A 22,766-nucleotide genomic window follows, 5' to 3' on the forward strand; every position below is an offset into this window, starting at 1 on the left:
CCGCGCCCGATGGACGATGCGCTGGAAACCCGTACTCAACGCCTTCGCCATCACCTTCGGTGACCGCTGGCCGGCCGCCGAAACCTACTAACCGAACCGCCAGAAACACCGATCACGGGATAGACCCCCGGCCAATGCCTCGTCCAGGATGGCGGAGGTTTTCCGCATTAGAGACAAGGCCGGGTAGTTAGGTGGTTGTGGTGGCGCCAAGGGTCTGCTGGTGTCTGAACCGTCACGGGTGAGGGACCGGCTTCGGCGATGCGCCCCAGGTCTGGTGCAGGTTCCGTTGTCTGTCATCGGGCCCGGGCGGGCTCGCGGGACTGATCGTAGTGTGAGGGCCGGTTGGTGGCTTCGACGGCAGCCGGGGTGCGCTGACCGAGTTCACCGTGGATGCGGCGATGGTTGCACCAGGCGACGTATTCGGCGACGGTGATCTCGACATCCCCCGATTGATCGCCAACCGCGGCCACCAACGATCGGATGATAAATCGGTCGAGCTCCGCGGCGGCGAAATACGCCGAGGCCGTCTTCAGGTTTTCGTTCGCCCGCCGCAACTCACGCACCTCGCGCTCCAGCTCAGCAATCCACGCCGCATCATCCCGGCGCGCTTGACCCACGCCCGCAAGGCCTTCGGGTGCACGTCAACTGGCCCGCGACCCGACGGATAACCGCCATCCGCTGACCCTCGGCCGCGATTCCCTCCAGCGCCATCCGCGTCGTCCGCTCACGCAACCCATCGCTGTACTTCTTCGGTGTCAGCATGCTCTGCATCCTCCCTGGAATCAGAGTGGTCTGTCACCGCGTCCGAGATTCTCGGGGCACATCGACTCCGGGCGATGCGGCGGTCCTCAGGAGGAAAACTGATCTTCGGTGAGTCGGGTCAGGTCCGAGGGGCGTCGACGAGGCGGAGGGCGAATTCGCTGTACTGCCAGACCACCGCATCCTCGGGATGTTCACCGTCGGCGCGGTACCAGACCGCGACGCCCATCCCGAGGTCGAGGATCGCGTAGGAGGCCAGGCGCACGGAGTCCACGTGGAAGACCTCCGCGTCGACGCCGGCCTGCACGACGGCGCGGAAACAGGCCTCGTACTCGGCGCGCAGCTCCAGTACCCGGCCCCGGTGCGGTTCGGTCAGGCCGCGGATCTCCCGCGTGCCGACGAAGGCCTCCAAGCGGTGCCGGGCGTGGTAGCGGACGTGGGCCTCGGTCGCGCGCCGGAGCCGTTCGACCGGGTCGCTCACGTTCGCGACGGCCGTGCGGTGCGCCGCGAGCAGGTTCCCCATGGTCGTGACCATGATCTGTGCGAGCAGGTCCTGCTTGGACGCGACGTGCTTGTAGAGGCTGGGCGCGCGGATCCCCACCGCCGCGCCGATGTCACTCATCGTGGTGGCCTCGAACCCCTTGCGGGTGAAGAGGTCGAGCGCGGCGTCCCTGATGTGGCCTAGCCGGTCCACAGCTACCTCCCTCGCGACGGCTAACTAATCATAGCCAAGTGAGCCAGAACACGCGCGATCTGCAGGGAAAGCCCCTATAGTCGCGGCTAACGTTCATTAGCCATTGGAGGTGTCATGGCCGTCGACCTCACGCCGGAACCCGATGTCGCCGCGCTCGCCCGGCGGACCGCCGAGTTCGTCCGCGACGTGGTGATTCCCGTCGAGGAGGAGCACCGGGGCGTCGTGCACTCCGACGAGGTCCGCGAGCAGCTGCAGCGCGCCGCGAAGGACGCGGGCGTGTTCGCCCCGCACGTGGGCGCCGAGTTCGGCGGCCACGGGCTGGACATGCGCGGCCGGGCCGCGGTGTTCGAGGAGGCCGGGTACTCGCTGCTGGGCCCGCTCGCCCTGAACATCGCCGCGCCCGACGAGGGCAACATGCACATGCTCGAAGCCATCGCGACTCCCGTGCAGAAGGAGCGCTACCTTCGGCCGTTGGCGACCGGGGAGATCCGGTCGTGCTTCGCGATGACCGAGCCGGCCCCCGGCGCCGGGTCCGACCCGGGTGCGCTGACGACGCGGGCCGAACGCATCGAGGGCGGCTGGCGCATCACCGGCCGCAAGTGGTTCATCACCGGCGCCGAGGGCGCCGGGTTCACGATCTGCATGGCCCGCACCTCCGGCGAGCCCGGTGACGCGGGCGGCGCCACCATGTTCCTCGTCGACGAGGACAACCCCGGGCTGAAGATCATCCGGCACATCGACACCCTCGACGAGAGCCTCTACGGCGGGCACATCGAGCTGGTCTTCGACGACTGCCTGGTGCCCGACGAGGCGGTCCTCGGCGAGGTCGACCAGGGCTTCCGCTACGCGCAGGTCCGCCTCGGCCCCGCCCGGATGACCCACTGCATGCGCTGGCTCGGCATCGCCCGGCGCGCGCAGGACATCGCCGTCGCGCGGGCCGCGGAACGGCAGCTGTTCGGGTCCCGGCTCGGCGACCTCGGCATGGTGCAGCAGATGATCGCCGACAACGAGATCGACATCGCCGCCTCCCGCGGCCTGATCCTGCGGGCCTGCTGGGAACTGGACCAGGGCGAGCACGCCTCGCAATCCACTTCGATCGCCAAAACCTTCTGCGCCGAAGCGATCTGGCGCGTCGTCGACCGGTCCATCCAGATCTGCGGCTCCCTCGGCATCTCCGGCGACGTCCTGCTGAGCCGGTTCCTCCGCGAAGTCCGGCCCTTCCGCATCTACGACGGCCCCTCGGAGACCCACCGCTGGGCCATCGCGCGGCGGGTGCTGCGCCGCCACGAGAAGAGCGCTCGATGACCTCCACAGTGGACGGACTCGACCTTCCCGCGCTCGAAGAGTTCTTCACCCGCAACGTTCCCGGCTTCGCCGGGCACCTGTCCGCCGAGATGCTCCAGGGTGGCCGGTCCAACCTCACCTACTCGCTCACCGACGGGCAGAGCCGGTGGGTGCTGCGCCGCCCACCGCTGGGCGGCCTCACCCCGTCCGCGCACGACATGGGCCGCGAGTACCGGGTGGTCGCGGCCCTGCGGGACTCCGGTGTGCCGGTGGCGCGTGCCGTGGCGCTCGCCGACGCCGACGTGCTCGGGGTGCCGTTCTCGGTCGTGGAGCACGTCGACGGTGTGGTCGTCCGCACCATCGAACAGCTACACGCCCACCCGCAGCGGGACATCCAGCGCTGCGCCTACGGGCTGATCGACGTGCTCGCGCGGCTGCACGCGGCCGACCCGGCTGCCGTGGGGCTCGCTGATTTCGGACGGCCGGAGGGATATCTGGCCCGGCAGGTCCGCCGCTGGCACGACCAGTGGCTGCGGGTCCGCACCCGCCCGCTGCGGGGACATCGATGCCCTGCACACCAAGCTGACCGACGCCTGTCCGGAGGAGAGCGACGCGTCCATCGTGCACGGCGACTACCGCATCGACAACGTCATGCTCGACCCGGACGACCCGGCCACCGCACGCGCGGTGGTGGACTGGGAAATGGCCACCCTCGGCGACCCGCTCGCCGACCTGGGCCTGCACCTGGTGTACTCGGACCCGGCGTTCGCGCCCGTGCTCGACGGCGCCGCCGCGTCCACCAGCGACCGGTTGCCCCCGGTCGACGACCTCGCCCAGCGCTACGCCGAGGTGAGCGGGCGCGACCTGAGCCGGCTCGACTTCTACCTCGCGCTCGGCTACTTCAAGATCGCCGTCATCGCCGAAGGCATCCACGCCCGCCATCAGCAGGGGCTGACCCGCGGGTCCGGCTTCGACTCGGTCGGCGAGGCCGTCGCCCCCCTCGCCGCGGCGGGGATGCGCGCCGCGGCCCGGATCGGACAGGCGTGAGCATGACCGGAGTGCTGGATCTGTTCCGCCTCGACGGCAAGGTCGCCGTCGTCACCGGCGCCAGCTCGGGCCTGGGCGCCGGATTCGCCCGCGCGCTGGCCGAAGCCGGCGCCGACGTCGTGCTCGCCGCGCGCCGCACCGACCGTCTGGACGCGGTCGCCGCGGAAGTCCGCGCACTCGGCCGGCACGCACTGGCGGTGACCGCCGACATCGCCGACCCGGACAGCTGCGAGGCCCTCGCCCAGGCCGCGCTCGCCGAGTTCGGGCACCTCGACATCCTGGTCAACAACGCGGGCGTGGGCACCGCGATCCCCGCCGCGCGCGAGTCGCCCGCCGACTTCCGGCGCGTCATCGACGTCAACCTCAACGGCGCCTACTGGGCCGCACAGGCGTGCGGACGGATCATGCAGCCCGGGGCCAGCATCGTCAACATCAGCAGTGTGCTCGCCCTGATGAAGTCCTACGCGCCGCAAGCCGCCTACGCCGCCAGCAAGGCCGGCGTCCTCGGTCTGACGCGCGACCTCGCGCAACAGTGGAGCGGCCGCAAGGGAATCCGCGTCAACGCGATCGCCCCCGGCTATTTCGCCAGCGAGATGACCGCCGAGATCCCCGATGACAAGTTCTTGCCGTTCATCCAGCAGCACAGCCCCTTCGGGCGGCTCGGCGAGCAGCACGAACTCGACGCCGCGATGGTCTTCCTCGCCAGCGACGCCTCCTCCTACATCACCGGCACCACCCTCGCAGTGGACGGCGGCATGTCCGGCCACTGAGCGACTGTCGTCAGCTGCGGCCGTCACCCGTCCAGCTCAGCCCCGGCGCCGGACCCCGCGACGGATGATGGTTCCAGCACTGGCTGAGGGACGACGATCGCTTGGCCGATCCATTTGCGGGATCATCGGGGCGGCCGGTGACATCTTTCGCGAACCCGCCACCCGGTTCCAACCCGGGACACGGGGACCCGATCTGGCAACCGCTGACCGTCAGCCGCGGGGCGCGCGAGGCCGGATCGGATTGCGGTGACCGGGGCGGTACTCGGGGTGTGTCACGGGGCCCTGGCAAACCGGGAAGGAAGAGCGCCTCAACCGCACCCTCGCCACCGAATGGGATACCACCAGCAACTCCGACCGCGCCGCCGCCTTTGCTCCCTGGCTCGAGCACTACAACACTGTCCGCCACCACAGCGCACTCGGAGGAAACCGCTCATCAGCCGCCTGCCACCAAGCTGGTGGCCAGGTACATCTGAACGCTCGTGGAGCGGAATGCGACATCACCCGGCCCGCCGGCTGGATACTCTCGGGCCGAGCGCAACACCGCCGCCTCGCTCGCGGCTCAGATGAGGGGAGACCTTCTCGTGAACAAGCCCGAACCGGTTGTGGTCGTGGCGACCTTCGTGCCCGCTGCCGGACACGAAGCGAAGGTGGAGGCCGCGCTGCTGAAGGCGGTCGACGCCACCCATCAGCGCGATCGCGGGTGCGAGCTGTACGCCGCGCATCGCAGTGTCCGCGGCAAGGAGGGCTTCGTCATGATCGAGAAGTGGTCCTCGTCCGACGATTTGCGGGCGCACGGCGCCGGGTCGGCCTTCGCCGCGTTGAACGCGGAAGTCGAGGCGCTGCTGGCCGAGCCGCTGGGCGTCACCATCCTGCAGCCGTTGCCCGCCGGCGACAACAAGCTCGGCGCCCTGTGAGAAGACGGCGTTCCGGGGCTCGGCCACTGGCCCCGGAACGCCGCCTTCGTCTGTGGCGTCGCCGCTCAGCCCGCCGACCGGCGCGGCACGGCGACGGTCGCACTGCCCTGGATCGCGCGGCGTCCGTTCGTCTTCGCCCACACCGTGCATTCGACCAGTGCCCCGGCGGCGTCCTCGGTGATCGCGGTGACCTCCCCGCCGACCACCACGTCGTCGCCGGCGAACACGTTCGACCGGAACGAACACGAGACGGTTCGCAGTGCGGCCCGCGAACCAGCCCACTCGGTCAGCAGATCCAGCACGTAAGCCATGGTCGAACCACCTTGGTTGACCTCACGGTCCCCCAGCCCTGCCTTCGCCACGGCTTCCAGGTCGAAGTGGATGGGGTTGGAGTCGCGCAGCACGAGCGCGACCTGCTTGATGTGTTCCGCGTTCACCGCGGTGATGTGGCGTTCGGGAAGCCTGGCCCCGACCTGGATGTCCTGTGCGTTCACCGGCCGGCTCCTCGCTTGAACAGGTACGTGGCCGTCACCGATCCGGCGACCGTGCCGTCCTCGGCGGCGAGGTCGGTGCGCACGTCCAGGTTGTCCAATCGGGACCCGTCCCGGGTCGTCCGCGACCCCGTGGTGGTGATCTTCGCTTCCACCCGGTAGCGAGCCCCGACGACCAGTGGCTCCCGTTGGTCGATGACGCACTGCCCGAACAGCAGCGTGTCCTGCTCGGTTTTGCCCGCCATCTCGCAGAGCTCGTCGACACTCACGCCCAGGCAGCGCAGGGAGATCACCGAGAACCAGATCGGGTGGGCGAGCTCCGAATCGCTGTCCGGGGCGCGCACCGCGTGTTCCAGGATCGCGTTCTCGTGCGGCTCGATCACGAGTTCGCCGCCGGGCAGCGGTGTGCCCGCCAAGGATTTGACGTGTTCCAGTGTTGCCGTCATCGTGTCCCTCAGTAGGACCGCGGCAGCCCGAGCGTGTGCTGCGCGATGTAGTTGAGCACCATCTGCGTCGAGACCGGTGCCACCTGCTGCAGGCGCACGATGCCCCACAGGTCCGCCAGCCCGTATTCGTGCGCCATGCCGTTGCCGCCGTGCATCTGGATCGCGGTGTCCAGCGCCTTGTGCCCCGCCCGGGACGCGAGGAACTTGGCCATGTTCGCCACCTCTCCCGCCGGCAGGCCCGCATCGAATTCGGCGGCCGCGCGCCACGTCACCTCCCGCGCCGCCGCCAGTTCGATAGCCGCCTCGGCGAGGGGGTGCTGCACACCTTGGTAGGTACCGACCGGCACGCCCCAGACATTGCGTTCGTTGACGTAGCGGACGGCCTTGTCGAGGGCGTATCGCGCGACACCGGTGCAGATGACGGCGCTGAGCACCCGTTCTGGGTTGAGGCCGTCGAACAGCGCCACCAGTCCTTGTCCGGCCTCGCCGACCACGGCGTCGGCCGGCAGGCGAACGTCGTCGAAGAAGAGGGTGAACTGCCGTTCCGGGGCCTGGAGCGCTGTGGGGATGAGTTGCCGGCTCAGGCCCGGCGTGTTCGGGTCGTCGACGATGAACAGGGTGAGCCGTCCCCGTCCGGTGCGTTCGTCCGTGCCGGTTCGCGCGACGAGCAGGAAGTGGTCACAGTGGTCGACGCCCGAGATGTAGTACTTGGTGCCGCGTACGACCCAGGTGTCGCCGTCGCGTTTGGCCCACGTCGACACGTTGTGGGAGTTCGAGCCGGCGTCCGGTTCGGTGAGCGCGAACACGAACTTTTCGGCTCCGCTGGCGATTCCAGGCAGGTAGCGCTGTTTCTGTTCGGCGCTTCCGTGCAACGCGAGGACGCTACCGCCAATGCCTTGTGACAGGACCATGGCCAGCTCGGGGCACCCGCCGGCGGACAACTCCTCGAGCACGATCGCGAGCTCGGTCAGGCCGGCGCCGCCACCGCCGTACTCCTCGGGGATGTTGAGGCCGAGGAACCCGCCGCGGCCCAGCTCGTCCCACAGGTCCGCCATGGGTTCGCCCGACGCGGCGCACCTCTGGTAGTACTCGTGCCCGAACTTGGCGACGATGCTCGCGACCGTGGACCGGAGTGCTTTTTCCTCGTCGCTCGGCCGAAGCGGCAGCGACACCCCTGCAGGGCTCATGGATTCCAGTCTCTCCTTCGCGTTCACGAGATCGCCGCAACGGCCAGGCCGTGTATACGGGTGGGCAGGCCCCTGTCCTGGAGTGCCGCCCGGTGTCCCACGTTGTCCGTGAGCAATTGCACCGAACGTACGCCCAGGTCCCGAAGGATGTGCGCGGCGACCGACGACAACATCCGGCCGGTGTCGAACCGGCCCACGGCAGAGCCGCGATGACCGGCAGTTCCACTGGGCCGTAAGTAGACCACCACGCCGGTACCCTCCGCGGTGATCGTCGCCAGGGCCCGGTCCAAGCGGTACCGGCACTCACAGCGCAACGACCCGAACACGTCGCCGGTCAGGCACTCCAGGTGGATGTGCACCGGCACGTCCTCGCCATCCCGGGGCCGGCCGACGACCAGCGCCAGGTGTTCCGCCCCGTCGACCAAGCCGTGATAGCCGACCGTCCGGGTCACTCCTGCCTGCAGCGGCAGGCGAGCCGTCACCTTGCGCGACACCAGGGGCTCGGTACTCAGGCGGTGCGCGATCACGTCGCTGATCGAGACCGTCACGAGACCGTGAGCGCGGGCGAAGGCGTCCAGCTCCGCTCCGTGGGCGAGCTCGGTCGGGGTGAGCGCGCTGTCCAGGGCCGCGAACAGTGCCACCGGGCGGCGTCCGGCAGCACGCGCGAGGTCGGCTGCCGCCTCCGCGACTCCATCGCGCCGGAACACGCCGCCCTCGGCGGCGCGGACCGGGATCACGTGGCCCGGCCGGATGAAGTCGGCTTCGGACGACTCCGGGTTCGCCAGCAGCGCCACCGTTCGAGCGCGATCATGTGCCGAGATCCCCGTCGAGATACCGCTTGCCGCGTCGACCGTGACGCATGCCGCCAGCCCGTCCGGGTCGTTGGCGGCCCCGGTCATCGCGGGCAGGTCCAGCCGATCGCATTCGGCCCCCGGCAGTGCCACGCACAGCAGACCGGACGAGTGCCGGACGAAGAACGCCGCGGAACCGGTCGTCACCGTCTCCGCAGCCATGACCAGGAAGCCGTTCGCCCGGGCAGTCCGGTCGTCGGCCAGGACGACCGGCTTGCCGGAAACCATCGCGGCCACAGCGCGTTCGACCCCGGTTCCGGTGGATGTCGCGCCGCCGGGAAGGTGAAGCGTCATGATGCCTCCACAACCAGGTCGTTGTCGTCCAGCCTGCGGAAACGGCTGCCGTGGAAGACGAGCGGAGCGACGTCCGGCTTCGTCTGGAGATCGTTGACTTCCAGCAGGACGACGGTGTGGTCGCCGGCAGCCACCTCCGTGTGCACCGAGCAGTCGAACCACGCGGTGGCGCCCAGCACGAACAGCGCACCCTCTTCGCTCAACTGCCACTCCAGGCCGGCGAACCGGTCACCGCTCTTGAGGGACAGGCGGCGCCCCGCCGCGGCCTGGTCCTCCCCGAGCACGCTCAACCCCAGCTTGGGCCGGTACCGCGGCTTGGGCCAGGTACTGGAGCTGTTCTGCATGCAGACCGGCAGCAACGGCGGATCGAGTGACACCGAGGTGAAGGAGCTGACGGCCATCCCGACCGGCCCTTCCTCCGCCAGGGCGCACACCGCTGTCACACCGGTGGGGAAGCAGGCGAATGCCTGGCACAGAACGGTCCGGCGCTGCTCGATCGAATCCACGGTGATCACGACACTCCTCCGGTCTCAGCTACGCGGCAGGCCCAGCACGCGCTCGCCGATGTAGTTCAGAATCGACTCGTTGTTCAGCGGCGCGATTTGCAGTATGCGGACCATCGGCCACACCGTGATGACATCGGTCTCGTAGACGAAGGCCGAACCGCCGTGCGTCTGGATCGCGGCCTCGACCGCTCCCAGCGCGGCCCGGCTTCCCAGCAGTTTCGCCATGTTGGCCTGGTCACCGGCATCCTGCCCGTTGTCGTAAGCAGCAGCGGCCGAGTACATGACCTGGCGAGCGGCTTCCATCTCGGCCTTGGCGAGGGCCAGCGGATGCTGAACGGCCTGGTGCGCACCGATCGGCGTACCGAACGGCGCGCGCACCTTCGCGTAGTCCACAGCCTTGCGCAGCGCGTACTCCCCCAGCCCCAGGGCCCAGGCGGCGACCGTCACACGTTCCTGGTTGAGGCAGGACAGCAGGTGGTCGAACCCGAGCCCCTCCTGCCCGACCAACGCCGCCGCGGGAACCAAGACGTCGTCGAAGAACACCTCGTACTGGTTCTCCGGCGCGTACCACTCGATGTCGAGCCGGCGCAGCTCGATGCCCGGGAGGGACATGTCCACGATGAACAGGCCGAACCCCTGCCTGCGGCCGACCTTCTCGCCCGGCGGGGCGGTCCGGGCGAGCAGCAGGATGTGGTCGGACTCGTTGGCGCCGGAGATGAACACCTTCTGACCGGAGATGCGGTAGGTCCCCTCCGAAGTGCGCCGGGCGACCGTCCGCGCGGCGAAGGAGTTCGTGCCGGCCTCCGGCTCGGTGACGCCGAAACAGATCTTCCGGTTGCCCGACATCGTCGCCACGACGTGGTCCTTGACCTGCTGCTCGGATCCGTGCCGGAGAATGGCTTCTCGCGAGAACGTGGTGAGCGAGTACTGCAGCGGTGGCACACCGGCGCGCGCCAGCGCTTCCATCACGGCGGTGGTGCCGGTCAGCCCGCCTCCGGCTCCGCCGAGTTCCTCGGGTACCCCGATGGCGAGCAGATCGGCGGCCACCAGCGCGTCCCACAGCTCCCGCGCGTGGCCGCCCTCGCGGGCTCGCTGCAGGAACAACGACCGCGGGAAGGCCGCGGTCACCCCCTCGACGGCCTCGAAGACCGACGCGACGAGCTCACGCTTGCCGGGATGCACGGTCGGCATGTCATCAATGTTCATGGTGTGTATCTCTCCTGGCGACTCAGCGGTTCCGGTAACTCGGGGCGCGCTTTTCGGTGAACGCGCGCGGTCCTTCCACGGCGTCCCCGGTGCGGAGCACTCGCTCGTTGAGTGCCAGCTCCAGAGCGAAGCGCGGTTCGTTTCCCAGCGCTCGCACGGCGATCTCCTTCGCCGTCCGGACCGCTACCGGCGCGTTGCGGGCGAGGCCGTGCGCGATCTCCGTCGCCCGCTGGCGCACCACGGCGGCCGGGACCACCTCGGTCACCAGCCCGTGCTGAGCGGCCTCCACCGCGCAGATGTGGTCACCGGTGAGCAGCAGCTTCATCGCGATCGCCCAGGGAACCTGCTGGGGCAGGCGGACGTGTGTGCCACCTCCGGGCACCAGCCCCCACCGCACCTCGGGCAGACCGAAGACCGCGTGCTCGGCCGCGACCCTGATGTCGGTTCCCAGCAGGATCTCGAAGCCACCCGCCAGGCACAATCCGTTGACCGCGGCGACGACCGGCTTGAACAGGTCGGAGAAGAAGCGTTTGGACGGGTCCGGGACCAGGATGCCCAACTCGCCCCTGGTGAGCCTGGGAATCAGCTCACCAAGGTCACCACCGGCGCTGAATGCCCGGTCGCCGGCACCCGTCAGCACGATCGCCCGCACCGTGTCATCCTGGCGCGCGGCTTCGGTGGCCTCAGCCAGCCGCCGGATCATGTGGATGGTCAACGCGTTGTGCGCGGATGGACGGTCCAGCGTGATCAGCGCGACCGGCCCGTCCACCGAGTAACCGACATCGCCCTCCGCAACCCCGGCCGGGGCCCCCGCCGTGGTGGTCGAACCGTTGTCGATGGCCGACACCGGCCTCACCTCCTCGTTCGCTACGAACCGTAGGAGCGATGAGGCCCTCGTGGTTGTCGCATCGTGGCACACATTTCCGCCGCAATGCCACCGGCCGAGGGGGCCGGAGTCAGAACGCCATGGTCGACAGGTCGATGCCGAGCGCCCGCATCTTGCGGTACAGCGTCGAGCGGGCGATGCCCAGGGCGCCGGCAGCCTTGTTCTTGTTACCACCCGCACCGCGCAGAGCGGCGATGATCGCGGTCGCCTCTGCCTGCTCCAGGCCGGCGAGTTTACGGCGCGAAGCACTGGCCACCACATCGACCGGCAGGTCGCCCGCGCTGATGTAGCCGTTGTTGTTCCCGCGCAACACTTCGAGCACCACCGCGGCGAGCGAGGTGATGTTGCCCGGCCAGTCCAGGCGGGACAGTGCCTGCACCGCGTCGGGCATCCACCGGACCGGTCCTGGGGTACGGCCGAGCCGCTCGAAGGCGGGTTCGGTCAGCGCATCGAGCAACACCGGAAGATCTTCCAGCCGATCACGCAGAGCGGGCGCTTCCAGGACTTCGGTGAACTCGGTGAGCAACGGGGAGACCGCGCCGTGGCGCGCGGAGTGTTTCGCGGTGGCGAGAATCCGCACCGGTCCGCTGCGATGTGCCCGGATGAGGTTGGCGGCCGCCGTGGCGGTCGGCAGATCGAGTTCGTCGCACCTCCGGATCACCACGGCCGAGCCGGACGACCGCCCGAGGTGACTCTCGAGCTCACGCAGCCATGCCCGCGTGCCGTTCGCGGCCGCATCGGCCGCGTCGACGACGGTGACGGGAGCGTCACCCGCGACGGCCGTAGCGACGGCCAGCTTGCCCGCCCCCCGTTCCCCGACCACCAGCACCGGACCCGCTCCGACCCGGTGCGCACGGCGGCACAACTCACGCCAGCGCGGCCCCTTGCCCGCCAGCCGCCCCAAACCGGGAACCGGGGACACGGCCTCCACCCGCGCCGCGCGCTCCACCACAGGCCGGATCCGGAGCACCGCGCCGACGGTGTCGGTCACGTCGCCGACCTCTCTGCATTCGACCGAGACGACCGTCCCGTCCGTCAGCACCAGCCGCTTGGCGTCCGGCCCGCGCTCCTGGATCGCGCGGGACGCGTGTTCCCAGAGCAACGCCTGGTCGACCGACGTGAGAAGCCTGGCGGCGATCGCGTTGCTGATGATCGTCTGCTCGTTCAGCGCGACCAGCGGGTGGCGCGCATCCCGGTTCTCCGTCAGGTACGCGTCCAGCAGAACTCGCTCCCGCCGGGTCGCGGCCTCCAGGAACGCTCGCTGGATGTCGCGGACGAGCTCCATCACCCAGGACAGCAGGACCGGACTCGTGTCCTCGTAGCGGCTGGTCACGTTCAGCGAACCGGCGACACGTTGGGTCACCGGATGCACCACCGGAACACCGGCCGACGTCACCTCGTGGTACTCCTCGGCGAAATGCTCCGGCCCTCGCACCATCGTCGGCCGGCCGCTGAGGAGACAAGTACCGCTCGTGGTTCCGAGAACGGTTTCATCGGCCGAGAACGCGGGAAGGATGTCATGACGCTCGAGCCAGCGGCCGAGCTTGGGGTCGCGCACCCACTGGCGCAGGATCGTGCCTTCGGCATCGGTGAGCGTGAGTCCGCACATGGACTGCTCCAGCACCGCGTCCCGCTGACCGACCACCGCATCGACGACCCGGGTCAGCTGGTTGTCCAGATCGATGTCGCCCACGTACACGGGCCTGATGTCGCTCGATGTCAGACCGTAACCCACGGAGCGCCGCCACGAGTCGAGCACGTGGGGCGCGATGCCGGCGGCCTGAACGTCGGACGCGGCGGCGGTGCCGGTGGCCAGGAACGTGTCGCGCACGCGGCGGATCCGCTCGAACTGGCCGTCTTTCCCGCGAATGCGCCCCGGCAGCACGACTGCCCCGGACCTGGAGTCCGCTCGCGTGTCGCCGGGCATCGTGTTCACGACCATGCACCCTCCGTTGGGCTCGACACCAGCAGCAGAACGGCACGCGGAAACCGGCGGCTCATCGCGCCGCCAGCATCGCCCACTACTGACAAACTGTCAAGATGAGCGCGCGGGCTCCGTCCGAAGTGCCAGCAGGCCGCGGGTGAGCAGGTCGTGAACGTCGGATCGGTCGAGCGTGTCGCACCGGAGCCACTCATCGGTCGCCGCGCTCACCATCGCCTGGAACGCCCGGACCAGAGCGCGATTGCGTTCGGTGCCGGGAGCGTCCAGGGCGGCGAGGAGCCGGTCCTCCCAGGCCCGCATCCCGGCGTGGAGCGCCGCCTCCACCTCGGGGTCCCGGCGAGGCGAGCCGACACCGATCATGCTCAGGTAGGTTTCCCGGTTCTGCTCCACGGAGTCGAGCCATCGGTCGAACATCTGGGCGGCGTCACCGCCTCGTCCCACGACGGCGGGCGGATCGGGCAGGCGGGCGAACCGCCGCACCACCTCGAGGTAGAGGTCACGTTTGGTGCCGAAGTGGTGGTGCAGGTTCGTCCGGGTCGTGCCCGCGGCCGCGGCGAGCTCAGAGGTCGACACCGCGTGGTAGGCGCTCTTGGCGAACAGCCGCTGGGCAGCGGCGAGGATCTGCTCGCGGCGGTCCTCCGCGTCCAGACGAGTGCGACGCGTCTCCTCGGAACGTGTCATGCGCCGACAGTAGCGCGAAATCTTCCTGCGCTACCGGTTGTCGCACCTTGCGACAACCAGGCGGCCCCGCGGGGTCTTACCGTGACGCCCCACAGCGACCTCGTCTCCCCGAGGTCTCGATCGCCGGCGTCGGCCGATGGAGGTCACGATGAACGTTCTGACATCGTTGCGACGAGTTGCCGACCGTCGCCCCGGCCAGGTGGCAGTGAGCCACCTCGGCACCGACCTGAGTTACGGCGCACTGTTCGACCAGGCAGCACGGTTCGCCGGGTTCCTCCTGTCCCAGGGTGTGACACCGGGCCAGCGCGTGGGGATCTACATGCACAACCAGCGCGAGTGGATCGTCGCCCTGCTGGGCATCTGGCAGGCAGGCGCGGTCGTGGTGCCCTTCAACTACCTGTTCCATCCGGCGGCCCTGCGACACGCCGCCGAGGACTCCGAGACGACCTGGATCGTCACCCCGGCAGCCGACGTGCCCAAGCTGCGCGATGCGCTCGACGGCCTGCCCGTTGCCGAGCGGATCATCTCGGTGGGCGTCGCCGACCACGCCGCCTTGTCCTTCGAGACCGCGATCGCCACCGCGCCGGCCGGGACGATCGTCCCGCGGCTGGACGACGACCACGCGTTGCTGATGTACACCAGCGGTTCGACCGGCAAGCCGAAAGGCGTCTGGCAGACCCACCGCAACACCACGGCCGCGTGCGAGGCGACCATCGACGTGTGGTCGCTGACCGAGGACGACCACGCTCTGGTGTGCACGCCGCTGTTCCACGTCGGCGGCCTGCAACTGATCTCCCTGCCGATACTCCTGGCGGGTGGAACCGTCACGCTGCGGCGCTGGCAGGTCAAGGAATGGCTCGACGATGTCGTCGGTCTGCGGCCCAGCATCGTCGCGCTCGTCCCGGCGATGATGTACGACATCATCAACCTCCTCGGCGACGACCGCGTCCCGCTCGACTCCATCCGGGTGTGCGCCGTCGGTGGTTCCGCACTCCCCCAGACGAAGTTGAAGGCACTCACCGATGCGACCGGAATCGTCGCCGTGAACATCTACGGGCAGACCGAGCAGAGCGGACTCGCGGTCACCGAACCGCTGGACCAACCTCGTCGTGAGGGTTCCCTGGGTGTCCCGCTCCACCAGATCGTGCAGACCCGGATCGTGTCCGGGGGTGGCACCCGCGACGCCGCCCCCGGCGAGGTGGGCGAGCTCTGGGTCCGCGGTGACGCGGTGACGCCCGGGTACTGGCGGCTACCCGACACCAACGCCACGCGGTTCACGCCGGACGGCTGGTACCGCACCAGCGACCTCGTGCGAGCGGATGCGGACGGCTACCTCTACTTCGTCGACCGCGCCGACGACATGATCATCAGCGGTGGGGAGAACGTCTATCCGCAGATGGTCGAAACCCACCTCGCGGCCTGCCCCCACATCCGCGAGGTCGCGGTGATCGGCACCCCGCACGAGCGGTTCGGCCAGCAGGTCACCGCGATCGTCGTCCCACGCGCTCCGGGAGTGACCGCCGAGGACATCGCCACCTTCTGCGAGAGCGACCCGAACCTGCGGGGCCTGCAGCGCCCACGGCGGATCGAGGTCGTCGACTCGATCCCGCGGACGGCGACGAACAAGATCGACCGGCCGGCGCTGAAGAAGACTTACCACTGATGCCGGACGTCGTCGCGGCGGTCCTGCTCGCCGGCGACCGGGTCGCGTTGTTCAAACGCAGCCGTCTGGTCACCGGCGACGCCGGCCGCTGGCATTGCGTCACCGGCTACCTCCCGGCCGGTGCCGATCCACTGGACCACGCGCGGGTCGAACTCGTCGAAGAAACGGGGCTCGGCGGCGATGACGTCGTCCTGGCCCGCCGTGGCGATCGGCTGGTCCGGCTGTGCCCGCGCGGCGCGACGTGGCAGGTGTTCCCGTTCCTGTTCCGCACCGCGCGCGATGCGCTGGAACTGAACTGGGAGCACGACGAGTACCGGTGGGTGCGACCGGCGGACATCGACGAGCTGGACATCGTCCCCTGGCTGTGGGACGTGCTTTCCGCCGTCGGCCGGCCCGGACTCCTGCTGGACGGAGCATGAAAGCGCTCCAGTACCGCCGTTTCGGCGGCCGTCCCGAACTCGTCGACGTGCCCGAACCGGTCGCCGGGAAGGGTCAGGTGCTGATCAGGGTCACGGCGGCCGGGACGTGCCACTCCGACCTGCACATCATGTCGGTTTCCGAGCACGAGTACCGCTACGGCCCGTTGCCGCTCACACTCGGACACGAGGCGGCGGGGGTGGTGGCCGCGACCGGGGACGGTGCCGGCCACTTCTCGGTCGGTGATCCGGTACTGGTGTACGGCCCGTGGGGCTGCGGACAGTGCCGGAACTGCTCACAGGGCAAGGAAAACTACTGCTCGCACCCGGACGGGGTCCGCCCGCCCGGCATCGCTCGCCCCGGCGCCATGGCGGAGTACCTGCTCGTCGATCACGAAAGGCACTTGATCCCGCTCGGGGGTCTCGACCCGGTGCAGGCAGTGTCCCTCACCGACGCGGGGCTCACCGCCTACCACGCCGTCAAGCAGTCCTCGCCGAAGCTCGGGGCCGGCCGTTTCGCCGTCGTCATCGGCGCCGGGGGCCTCGGTCACGCCGCGATCCAGATCCTCCGGGCGATCAGCACGGCGACGGTGATCGCCATCGACATCGCCGAGGACAAGCTCCGCTTCGCGGTGGATGTCGGCGCTCACCACGCGATCCCCGGCGATCAGCGGGCAGCGGAGACGGTTCGTGACCTCACCGGAGGAGGTGGCGCCGACGCGATCTTCGACTTCGTCGGTTCGCAGCGAACCGTCGAGCTGGCCGGAGGCGTGGTCGCCACGGAAGGGGACATCGTCATCGTGGGCGCCGGCCGGGGACGGCTGCCGGTCGGCTACCGGAGTCTCCCCTTCGATGCCACGGTCCGCGCGCCCTTCTGGGGAAGCCGCCCGGAGCTGTGGGAAGTGACGGAACTGGCACGCGTCGGCCACCTCCGGATCGAAGTCGAGACCTGCTCGCTCGACGAGGCACCCCTGGCCTACGACCGGCTGGCGTCGGGAGCGGTCCGCGGCCGGGCAGTGGTGACGCCAGGCCGCGATCGGTGAACCGGCGTGTAGTGAAAAGCGACATCCGCGCGAGACGGCCTCGCCCTAGCGTCAAACCGCGCACTGCGCTGTCAGAACGACCCGGCGCCCCGAACCCGACAGGAGCGGACATGGATGTGGACCTGACCGGCAAGATCGCCCTCGTCACCGGAGGCGGCTCGGGGATCGGTGCGGCCTGTGCCCGTGAACTGGCCGCGTTGGGAGCGCGTGTCGCGGTCGCGGACCTTTCCCCGGCCGCCGCCAAGGCGGTCGCGTCCGAGCTCACCGGCGCGTTGCCCGTAGCCGCCGACGTCACCGAGGACGACGAAGTCCGCGAGATGGTCGACGCAGCGGTACGGGAGCTGGGGCCGCTCGACATCGCGGTGAACTGCGCCGGGGTGGGCATGCCCGTCAGGGCACCGACCGGACGCACCGACCGAGCGGAGTGGCGGCGAGTCCTGGCGACGAACCTGGATGGTGCTTTCCTGTGCATGCGGGCGGAGATTCCCACGATGACCCCGGGCGGTTCCGTGGTGAACGTGGCTTCGGTCATGGGCCTGGTCGCCACCCCCGGCGCGAGCCCCTACGTGGCGTCGAAGCACGGGCTCCTCGGCTTGACGAAAACGGCCGCGCTGGAGTCCGCCACCACGGGGGTCCGGGTCAACGCCGTCGCTCCCGGATTCGTCGACACCCCCCTGCTACGCAACCCGGACAACGACACCCGGGGACAGCTGGCCGCGGCCCACCCGCTCGGCCGGCTCGGCACCGCGGCCGAGGTCGCCGCCGTCGTGGCGTTCCTGGCGTCTCCGGCCGCCTCGTTCGTCACCGGCGCTGTCGTTCCCGTGGACGGCGGCTACCTCGCCCAGTAGGCGACCGCACCACCGCACCGGGGAGTATCCACTGCTCGTCATGTGTGATGCGACCGAAGGTGTTGCGTCGTCCTGATCGATCCGGGTCCAGGGCTGGTGCCGAGTGGACGGCCCACGTCGAGGTCGAGCGCGCGCAAGCCGGCCCGTTCGGCGAGCCCATCACCCACGGCCGCCTCCCCCTGTCCCGCGTGGGACCGCTGTTCGCCGCGCTGCTCACCGTCCGCGAGACCACCGTGGTCGTCAACTACGGCCTGGACCGGGTCCGGTTCCCGGCCCCGGTGCCGGCCGGGAACCGGGCTGTGTGGCGCATCCGGTGTACCGCTACTTCGCTGGACCATAAAGGACAGACATGCAGACAACCGGATCGGTCGCGCTGGTGATCGGTGGAGCGTCCGACTCGGGCTGACGACCACGGAACGGCTCGCGGCGGCGGGCGCTGACGTGGTCACCGTGGACCTCCCGATGTCGCGGCCTCGCGAGTGCAGAGGAACCCGCCGTCCACATTGGTGCGCAGCAGTCGGGCACCGCACCTGGCATGACGCCACGGAAACGGCGCCCGCCCCGGATGTCGCAATGCGCGACAACGTGGCGGACGCCGGAAACGAACCGATCAAGCCGGGTTGGCGAACCGCTTGCGCAGAAACTCGCCGATCCGTTCGGTGGACGCCTGCGCCTCGGGCAGGAAGTTGAAGACCGGCCAGATGTGCACCAGGCCTTCGCCGATCTCCAGCTCCGCTTCCCCGCCAGCCGCGCGGACCTTGTCCACCAACCGCACCGAATCGTCGTGCAGACCCTCGTCGGTGCCGACGAGCACCCGGAGCGGGGGGAGCCCGCTCAGGTCGGCGTACAGCGGTGAGGCGAGCGGGTCTTTGGGGTCCACCCCGCCCCGGTACGCGCCGCCCATGGCTTCGACCAGTGTCTTGGCCGGCAACGGGTCGAGGTGGGCCCGGTCGGTGAGCGAGGCTCCCTCGCCCGCCAGGTCCACCAGCGGCGAGCACACGACGGCCCCGTTCGGCAGCGGGGCGCCATCGTCGCGCAGCTTGACCAGGGCCGAGACCACGAGTCCGCCACCGGCCGAGTCGCCCACGAGAGCCACCCGCCGCACGCCCTCCTGCTCGCGCGCCCACCGGTAAGCGGCGACGACGTCATCCACCGGCGCCGGGAACGGGTTCTCCGGCGCCAGGCGGTAGTCGACGACCAGCACGCGGGCGTCGGCCGACGCGGAGATCCGGTACCCGAACTCCCGGTAGCCCTTGGCGTTGCCCATGCACCAGCCACCGCCGTGCACCAGGACGACCACCTGGTCGCGGGCCGTGCCCGGCGCGCTCACCCAGATGGCGGCCGCGCCGCCGGCGTCGACCTCCTCGACCTCGGCATCCCCTGGCAGTTCGAAGTTGGCCAGGACCTCGTCGTAGAGCCTGCGGTAGTCGTCCATTGTGGCCTCTGGCTCCGAGACCAGGTGCGCCAGCAACGTGCGGGCGCGACCCACCTCGGAACTCGCCATGAAATCTCTCCTGTTCGATCGTCGTTGATCGGTCACATCTTTTTCGAGCGCCGGCTTGACCTCGCGGGTGACCAGCTCGCAACCCTCCGCGGCGGTCTCGCCGCACAGCCCGCCGTACTGGAACACCGAAATGACCTCGTACTCACCGGCGACGGCCTTGCGCTCCTCGTGCTTGGCGATCTGCTCGTCGGGAGTGCCCCAGATCCGCGCGTTGACGTCGGCGCCGCAGACGGTAGCCCTTGGTGTGCTCGAAGTGCCGTCCACCGACCTCGTAGTGCTCCAGGCAGGCCAGGTAGTAGCTCACGCAGGCCTGGTAGGCGACGCGCAGGGCCTCACCACCGTGGGTGTCGTGGTAGGTCTTGCGGTACTCCTCGATCATCGGCATGTGCATGGTCTCCAGCGGCCCCTGAATGAACGCCGTCATGGGCCGTCACGTGTCCTCCTCGTCACGTTTCCGACGACGCTCGCCGGTTTCTCCGGAGAAATAGGACCGTGGTCCGCCACGGCGGCGGGTGCGGTCGCGGTGGGAGCTCCACCGGCGACCCGGCCGTGCGATCGTGATGAAACGGCAGCGGTGCACAGGAACAGAGTCGCAGTGCGACGGGGTGCGCAGTTGTCGCAAACCGCTACAGTCCCAGCGGGATGAGGCTATTTTCAGAGCGCAGCGAAACCGGCCTGAAACGAACGTTTCGAGCCGGTGTCGTGGACCTGCGGCGAGCTCAGGCCTTGTCGAATTAGGCGACGTCGAGGATCTGGCCGGTGCGCTGCTCACCGTCCGCAGGCTGTCGGTGCGCCACCTCACCGCCAGCACTCGCACAATCGGCGACGCCGTCGAAACCGCCCTCGTCCTCACCCATTTCGGGCACGGCCGAACTGCGCGAGAAAGTCACTGAGACCACCTCACTGTCCGCGATCCATGAGGCAGCTCACGACGGCCAGGCGCGTGTGGGGCGGGCTGACATCCTCGCAGGGGGCCCCGGACCCGACGCAGTCGCGCCGCCCGACAGTGACACCCTTCTCCGCCGTCAGGAACCCGCCGTGCGGTAGCAGGCGCCCGGCGATCCGGTAGTCGCGGGCAGGAGTGGCTGGGCCGCAGCTCGTCTGAGGCGACTGTCATCAGTGACTACCGCTGAGAGTCGCCCTCGCCTCCCACGGGGCAACGGTTCAGTCGGGTCAGGCGTACCGTGAGCCGGATCGCTTTCAGTACTATGTCCAACAGTAGGGCTTCCTACTAGTCTGGGGCGTCATGGACATCTCGAAGGTCGGTGTGGTCGGCGGCGGGCTGATGGGCTCGGGCATCGCCGAGGTGTGCGCCCGGGCGGGCCTGGACGTGGTGGTCGCCGAGGTCGGTGAAACGGCTCTCGACGCGGCACGCGCGCGAATCGGCAAGTCGCTGGAGCGCGCCGTGAAGGCCGGGAAGCTGTCCGCCGAGGACTCGTCGGCGGCGGCCGCGCGGCTGTCCTACACCGTGGACTTCGACGCCTTCGCCGACCGGGACCTGGTCGTGGAGGCCGTCGCCGAGGACGAGCGGATCAAGACCGGCGTGTTCGAGCGGCTGGACAAGATCGTCGAGCGGCCGGACGCGATCCTGGCGTCGAACACCTCCTCCATCCCGATCATGAAGCTCGCGATGGCGACCGGGCGTGCCGGGCAGGTCGTGGGCATCCACTTCTTCAACCCGGTGCCGGTGCTGCCGCTCGTCGAGCTGATCCCGTCGCTGCTGACGACGGACGAGACGCGCGAGCGGGCGGCGGGCTTCGCCACGAAGACGCTGGGCAAGACCGTGGTGCACGCGCAGGACCGCGCCGGGTTCGTGGTCAACGCGCTGCTGATCCCCTACCTGCTCTCGGCTGTCCGCATGCTGGAATCCGGGTTCGCCCGGGCCGAGGACATCGACGGCGGCATGGTGCACGGGTGCGCCCACCCGATGGGGCCGCTGCGGCTGGCCGACCTGATCGGCCTGGACACCACCAAGGCCGTGGCGGAGTCGATGTACGCGGAGTTCAAAGAACCGCTCTACGCTCCCCCGCCGCTGCTGCTGCGCATGGTCGACGCCGGACTGCTGGGCCGCAAATCGGGCCGCGGCTTCTACGACTACCGGAAGGACGCCTGATGTACCACCTGCCCGACGAGCACGAAGAACTCCGCGCCGCCGTACGCGCCATGGCCGAGCGTGAGATCGCGCCGCATGCCGCAGATGTCGATGAGGATGAACGCTTTCCCCACGAGGCGTTGAAGGCCCTCAACAGCGCGGGCTTCAACGCGGTGCACATCCCCGACTCCTACGAGGGGCAGGGCGCGGACGCGATCGCGGCGTGCATCGTGATCGAGGAGGTCGCGCGCGTCGACGCGTCGGCGTCGCTGATCCCGGCGGTCAACAAGCTCGGCACGCAGCCGATCATCCTGTCCGCGTCGGACGAGCTGAAGAAGCTGGTGCTGCCGGAGATCGCGGCCGGCGCGACGGCCTCGTACGGGTTGTCCGAGCGGGAGGCCGGTTCGGACACCGCGTCGATGCGCACGCGGGCCCGGCTCGACGGCGCCCAGTGGGTGCTCAACGGCACGAAGGCGTGGATCACCAACGCGGGCGAGTCCACGTGGTACACGGTGATGGCGGTCACCGACCCGGACGCGCCGAAGAAGTCGAACGGGATTTCGGCGTTCGTGGTGCACAAGGACGACCCGGGCTTCTCGGTCGGCCCCAAGGAGCGCAAGCTCGGCATCAAGGGCTCGCCGACGCGCGAGATCTACTTCGAGAACTGCACCATCCCCGCGGACCGCATCATCGGCGAGCCCGGCACCGGCTTGAAGACGGCGCTGCGCACGCTGGACCACACGCGCCCGACGATCGGGGCGCAGGCGCTGGGCATCGCGCAGGGCGCACTCGATGCTTCGGTGGCGTATGTCAAGGAGCGCAAGCAGTTCGGCCGCGCGATCGCGGAGTTCCAGGGCGTGCAGTTCATGCTGGCGGACATGGGCACGAAGATCGAGGCAGCCCGGCACCTCGTCTACGCCTCCGCCGCAGCCTCCGAACGCGGCGACGCACGCGCCGGTTTCATGGCCTCCGCGGCGAAGACCTACGCCTCCGACGTGGCGATGTCGGTGACCACCGACGCGGTCCAGCTCTTCGGCGGCGCGGGTTACACGCGCGACTTCCCGGTGGAACGCATGATGCGCGACGCGAAGATCACCCAGATCTACGAGGGCACCAACCAGATCCAGCGGATGGTCATGGCCCGCGCGCTGCTGAAGGGCTGAGGGATCACCATGGTGTGCGCATGCCTGCGCCGGCCGCCGGGCCACGACCAGAGCGTCCGCGGTGTCGACGCGGCACCGG

The 22,766-nt window shown here is 69.5% G+C and carries 24 protein-coding genes and 2 pseudogenes; 12 read left to right on the forward strand and 14 right to left on the reverse strand.

Annotated elements, in window-relative coordinates; genetic code table 11:
* Window positions 1–293 precede the first annotated feature (293 nt).
* A complete protein-coding gene (locus D0D15_RS06590; protein ID WP_094007316.1) occupies window positions 294–617 on the reverse strand; it encodes a hypothetical protein in 324 nt (107 codons plus the stop codon).
* A 263-nt stretch (window positions 618–880) separates the two neighbouring features.
* On the reverse strand, window positions 881–1,453 hold the full coding sequence (locus D0D15_RS06595) for a TetR/AcrR family transcriptional regulator (RefSeq protein WP_094007315.1): 573 nt from the start codon (window positions 1,451–1,453) through the stop codon (window positions 881–883).
* A 114-nt stretch (window positions 1,454–1,567) separates the two neighbouring features.
* On the opposite strand from D0D15_RS06595, the gene D0D15_RS06600 reads away from it, so the two are divergent.
* The 5 genes and pseudogenes from D0D15_RS06600 (at window position 1,568) to D0D15_RS06620 (ending at window position 5,468) form a co-directional block, all read left to right on the forward strand.
* Window positions 1,568–2,758: an acyl-CoA dehydrogenase family protein gene (locus tag D0D15_RS06600; protein WP_094007314.1), complete on the forward strand. Its 1,191-nt coding sequence runs from the start codon at window positions 1,568–1,570 to the stop codon at window positions 2,756–2,758.
* An 89-nt stretch (window positions 2,759–2,847) separates the two neighbouring features.
* Window positions 2,848–3,784, forward strand: a pseudogene (locus D0D15_RS06605) (phosphotransferase family protein).
* A gap of 2 nt (window positions 3,785–3,786) precedes the next feature.
* Window positions 3,787–4,554: an SDR family NAD(P)-dependent oxidoreductase gene (locus D0D15_RS06610; RefSeq protein WP_094007313.1), complete on the forward strand. Its 768-nt coding sequence runs from the start codon at window positions 3,787–3,789 to the stop codon at window positions 4,552–4,554.
* Between the two features lie 280 nt (window positions 4,555–4,834).
* Window positions 4,835–5,007, forward strand: a pseudogene (locus D0D15_RS06615) (integrase core domain-containing protein); the annotation flags it as partial.
* Between the two features lie 155 nt (window positions 5,008–5,162).
* The gene (locus tag D0D15_RS06620; RefSeq protein WP_233157404.1) at window positions 5,163–5,468 is read left to right on the forward strand and encodes a putative quinol monooxygenase; all 306 of its coding nucleotides are present in this window, start codon (window positions 5,163–5,165) and stop codon (window positions 5,466–5,468) included.
* A 65-nt stretch (window positions 5,469–5,533) separates the two neighbouring features.
* Here the strand turns inward: D0D15_RS06620 and D0D15_RS06625 are convergent, their stop codons facing one another.
* The 9 genes from D0D15_RS06625 to D0D15_RS06665 all read right to left on the reverse strand — a co-directional run bounded on the left by D0D15_RS06625 (window position 5,534) and on the right by D0D15_RS06665 (window position 13,958).
* Complete coding sequence (locus tag D0D15_RS06625; RefSeq protein ID WP_198958315.1) at window positions 5,534–5,962, reverse strand: MaoC family dehydratase; 429 nt, start codon at window positions 5,960–5,962, stop codon at window positions 5,534–5,536.
* The gene (locus tag D0D15_RS06630; protein WP_094007311.1) at window positions 5,959–6,405 is read right to left on the reverse strand and encodes a hypothetical protein; all 447 of its coding nucleotides are present in this window, start codon (window positions 6,403–6,405) and stop codon (window positions 5,959–5,961) included. Before D0D15_RS06630 ends, D0D15_RS06625 begins: the two co-directional genes overlap by 4 nt.
* Before the next feature lie 8 nt (window positions 6,406–6,413).
* The gene (locus tag D0D15_RS06635) at window positions 6,414–7,592 is read right to left on the reverse strand and encodes an acyl-CoA dehydrogenase family protein (RefSeq protein ID WP_094007310.1); all 1,179 of its coding nucleotides are present in this window, start codon (window positions 7,590–7,592) and stop codon (window positions 6,414–6,416) included.
* A 23-nt stretch (window positions 7,593–7,615) separates the two neighbouring features.
* Window positions 7,616–8,737 carry a 3,4-dihydroxy-2-butanone-4-phosphate synthase gene (locus D0D15_RS06640; RefSeq protein ID WP_094007309.1) on the reverse strand — a complete coding sequence of 374 codons (1,122 nt, stop codon included), beginning with the start codon at window positions 8,735–8,737 and terminating at the stop codon, window positions 7,616–7,618.
* A complete protein-coding gene (locus D0D15_RS06645; protein ID WP_094007308.1) occupies window positions 8,734–9,252 on the reverse strand; it encodes a flavin reductase family protein in 519 nt (172 codons plus the stop codon). Before D0D15_RS06645 ends, D0D15_RS06640 begins: the two co-directional genes overlap by 4 nt.
* 15 nt (window positions 9,253–9,267) lie before the next feature.
* Complete coding sequence (locus D0D15_RS06650; RefSeq protein WP_094007307.1) at window positions 9,268–10,449, reverse strand: acyl-CoA dehydrogenase family protein; 1,182 nt, start codon at window positions 10,447–10,449, stop codon at window positions 9,268–9,270.
* A gap of 22 nt (window positions 10,450–10,471) precedes the next feature.
* Complete coding sequence (locus tag D0D15_RS06655; protein ID WP_094007306.1) at window positions 10,472–11,296, reverse strand: enoyl-CoA hydratase/isomerase family protein; 825 nt, start codon at window positions 11,294–11,296, stop codon at window positions 10,472–10,474.
* Window positions 11,297–11,405: 109 nt separating this feature from the next.
* Entirely contained in the window at window positions 11,406–13,277 is a 1,872-nt protein-coding gene (locus D0D15_RS06660; protein WP_094007305.1) for a sigma-54-dependent Fis family transcriptional regulator, read from the reverse strand.
* 93 nt (window positions 13,278–13,370) lie between these two features.
* Window positions 13,371–13,958 (reverse strand): TetR/AcrR family transcriptional regulator, encoded by a 588-nt coding sequence (locus tag D0D15_RS06665; protein ID WP_094007304.1) that lies wholly within the window; start codon window positions 13,956–13,958, stop codon window positions 13,371–13,373.
* Window positions 13,959–14,106: 148 nt separating this feature from the next.
* Between D0D15_RS06665 and D0D15_RS06670 the strand changes: the two genes are divergently transcribed.
* The 5 genes from D0D15_RS06670 to D0D15_RS06690 all read left to right on the forward strand — a co-directional run bounded on the left by D0D15_RS06670 (window position 14,107) and on the right by D0D15_RS06690 (window position 18,308).
* Window positions 14,107–15,621, forward strand: coding sequence for a class I adenylate-forming enzyme family protein (locus tag D0D15_RS06670; protein ID WP_094007332.1), 1,515 nt, complete (start codon window positions 14,107–14,109; stop codon window positions 15,619–15,621).
* Window positions 15,621–16,040 (forward strand): NUDIX domain-containing protein, encoded by a 420-nt coding sequence (locus tag D0D15_RS06675; protein ID WP_094007303.1) that lies wholly within the window; start codon window positions 15,621–15,623, stop codon window positions 16,038–16,040. The genes D0D15_RS06670 and D0D15_RS06675 overlap by 1 nt, the downstream gene beginning before the upstream one ends.
* The gene (locus D0D15_RS06680; RefSeq protein ID WP_094007302.1) at window positions 16,037–17,080 is read left to right on the forward strand and encodes an NAD(P)-dependent alcohol dehydrogenase; all 1,044 of its coding nucleotides are present in this window, start codon (window positions 16,037–16,039) and stop codon (window positions 17,078–17,080) included. The genes D0D15_RS06675 and D0D15_RS06680 overlap by 4 nt, the downstream gene beginning before the upstream one ends.
* A gap of 110 nt (window positions 17,081–17,190) precedes the next feature.
* Entirely contained in the window at window positions 17,191–17,928 is a 738-nt protein-coding gene (locus tag D0D15_RS06685; RefSeq protein WP_094007301.1) for an SDR family NAD(P)-dependent oxidoreductase, read from the forward strand.
* 47 nt (window positions 17,929–17,975) lie between these two features.
* Window positions 17,976–18,308 carry a MaoC/PaaZ C-terminal domain-containing protein gene (locus tag D0D15_RS06690; RefSeq protein WP_094007331.1) on the forward strand — a complete coding sequence of 111 codons (333 nt, stop codon included), beginning with the start codon at window positions 17,976–17,978 and terminating at the stop codon, window positions 18,306–18,308.
* A 230-nt stretch (window positions 18,309–18,538) separates the two neighbouring features.
* On the opposite strand, the gene D0D15_RS36925 is transcribed toward D0D15_RS06690, so the two are convergent.
* The 3 genes from D0D15_RS36925 to D0D15_RS35855 form a co-directional block, all read right to left on the reverse strand.
* Window positions 18,539–19,432: an alpha/beta hydrolase gene (locus D0D15_RS36925; protein ID WP_338024610.1), complete on the reverse strand. Its 894-nt coding sequence runs from the start codon at window positions 19,430–19,432 to the stop codon at window positions 18,539–18,541.
* A gap of 142 nt (window positions 19,433–19,574) precedes the next feature.
* The gene (locus D0D15_RS36930) at window positions 19,575–19,856 is read right to left on the reverse strand and encodes a hypothetical protein (RefSeq protein ID WP_233157403.1); all 282 of its coding nucleotides are present in this window, start codon (window positions 19,854–19,856) and stop codon (window positions 19,575–19,577) included.
* Window positions 19,857–20,166: 310 nt separating this feature from the next.
* Window positions 20,167–20,322 (reverse strand): hypothetical protein, encoded by a 156-nt coding sequence (locus D0D15_RS35855; RefSeq protein ID WP_158224464.1) that lies wholly within the window; start codon window positions 20,320–20,322, stop codon window positions 20,167–20,169.
* A gap of 356 nt (window positions 20,323–20,678) precedes the next feature.
* On the opposite strand from D0D15_RS35855, the gene D0D15_RS06700 reads away from it, so the two are divergent.
* Window positions 20,679–21,545 carry a 3-hydroxybutyryl-CoA dehydrogenase gene (locus tag D0D15_RS06700; RefSeq protein WP_094007299.1) on the forward strand — a complete coding sequence of 289 codons (867 nt, stop codon included), beginning with the start codon at window positions 20,679–20,681 and terminating at the stop codon, window positions 21,543–21,545.
* Complete coding sequence (locus D0D15_RS06705) at window positions 21,545–22,687, forward strand: acyl-CoA dehydrogenase family protein (protein ID WP_094007298.1); 1,143 nt, start codon at window positions 21,545–21,547, stop codon at window positions 22,685–22,687. The genes D0D15_RS06700 and D0D15_RS06705 overlap by 1 nt, the downstream gene beginning before the upstream one ends.
* The last annotated feature ends 79 nt before the right edge of the window (window positions 22,688–22,766 follow it).

This window comes from Amycolatopsis thermalba (assembly GCF_003385215.1).
GTDB lineage: Bacteria > Actinomycetota > Actinomycetes > Mycobacteriales > Pseudonocardiaceae > Amycolatopsis_E > Amycolatopsis_E thermalba.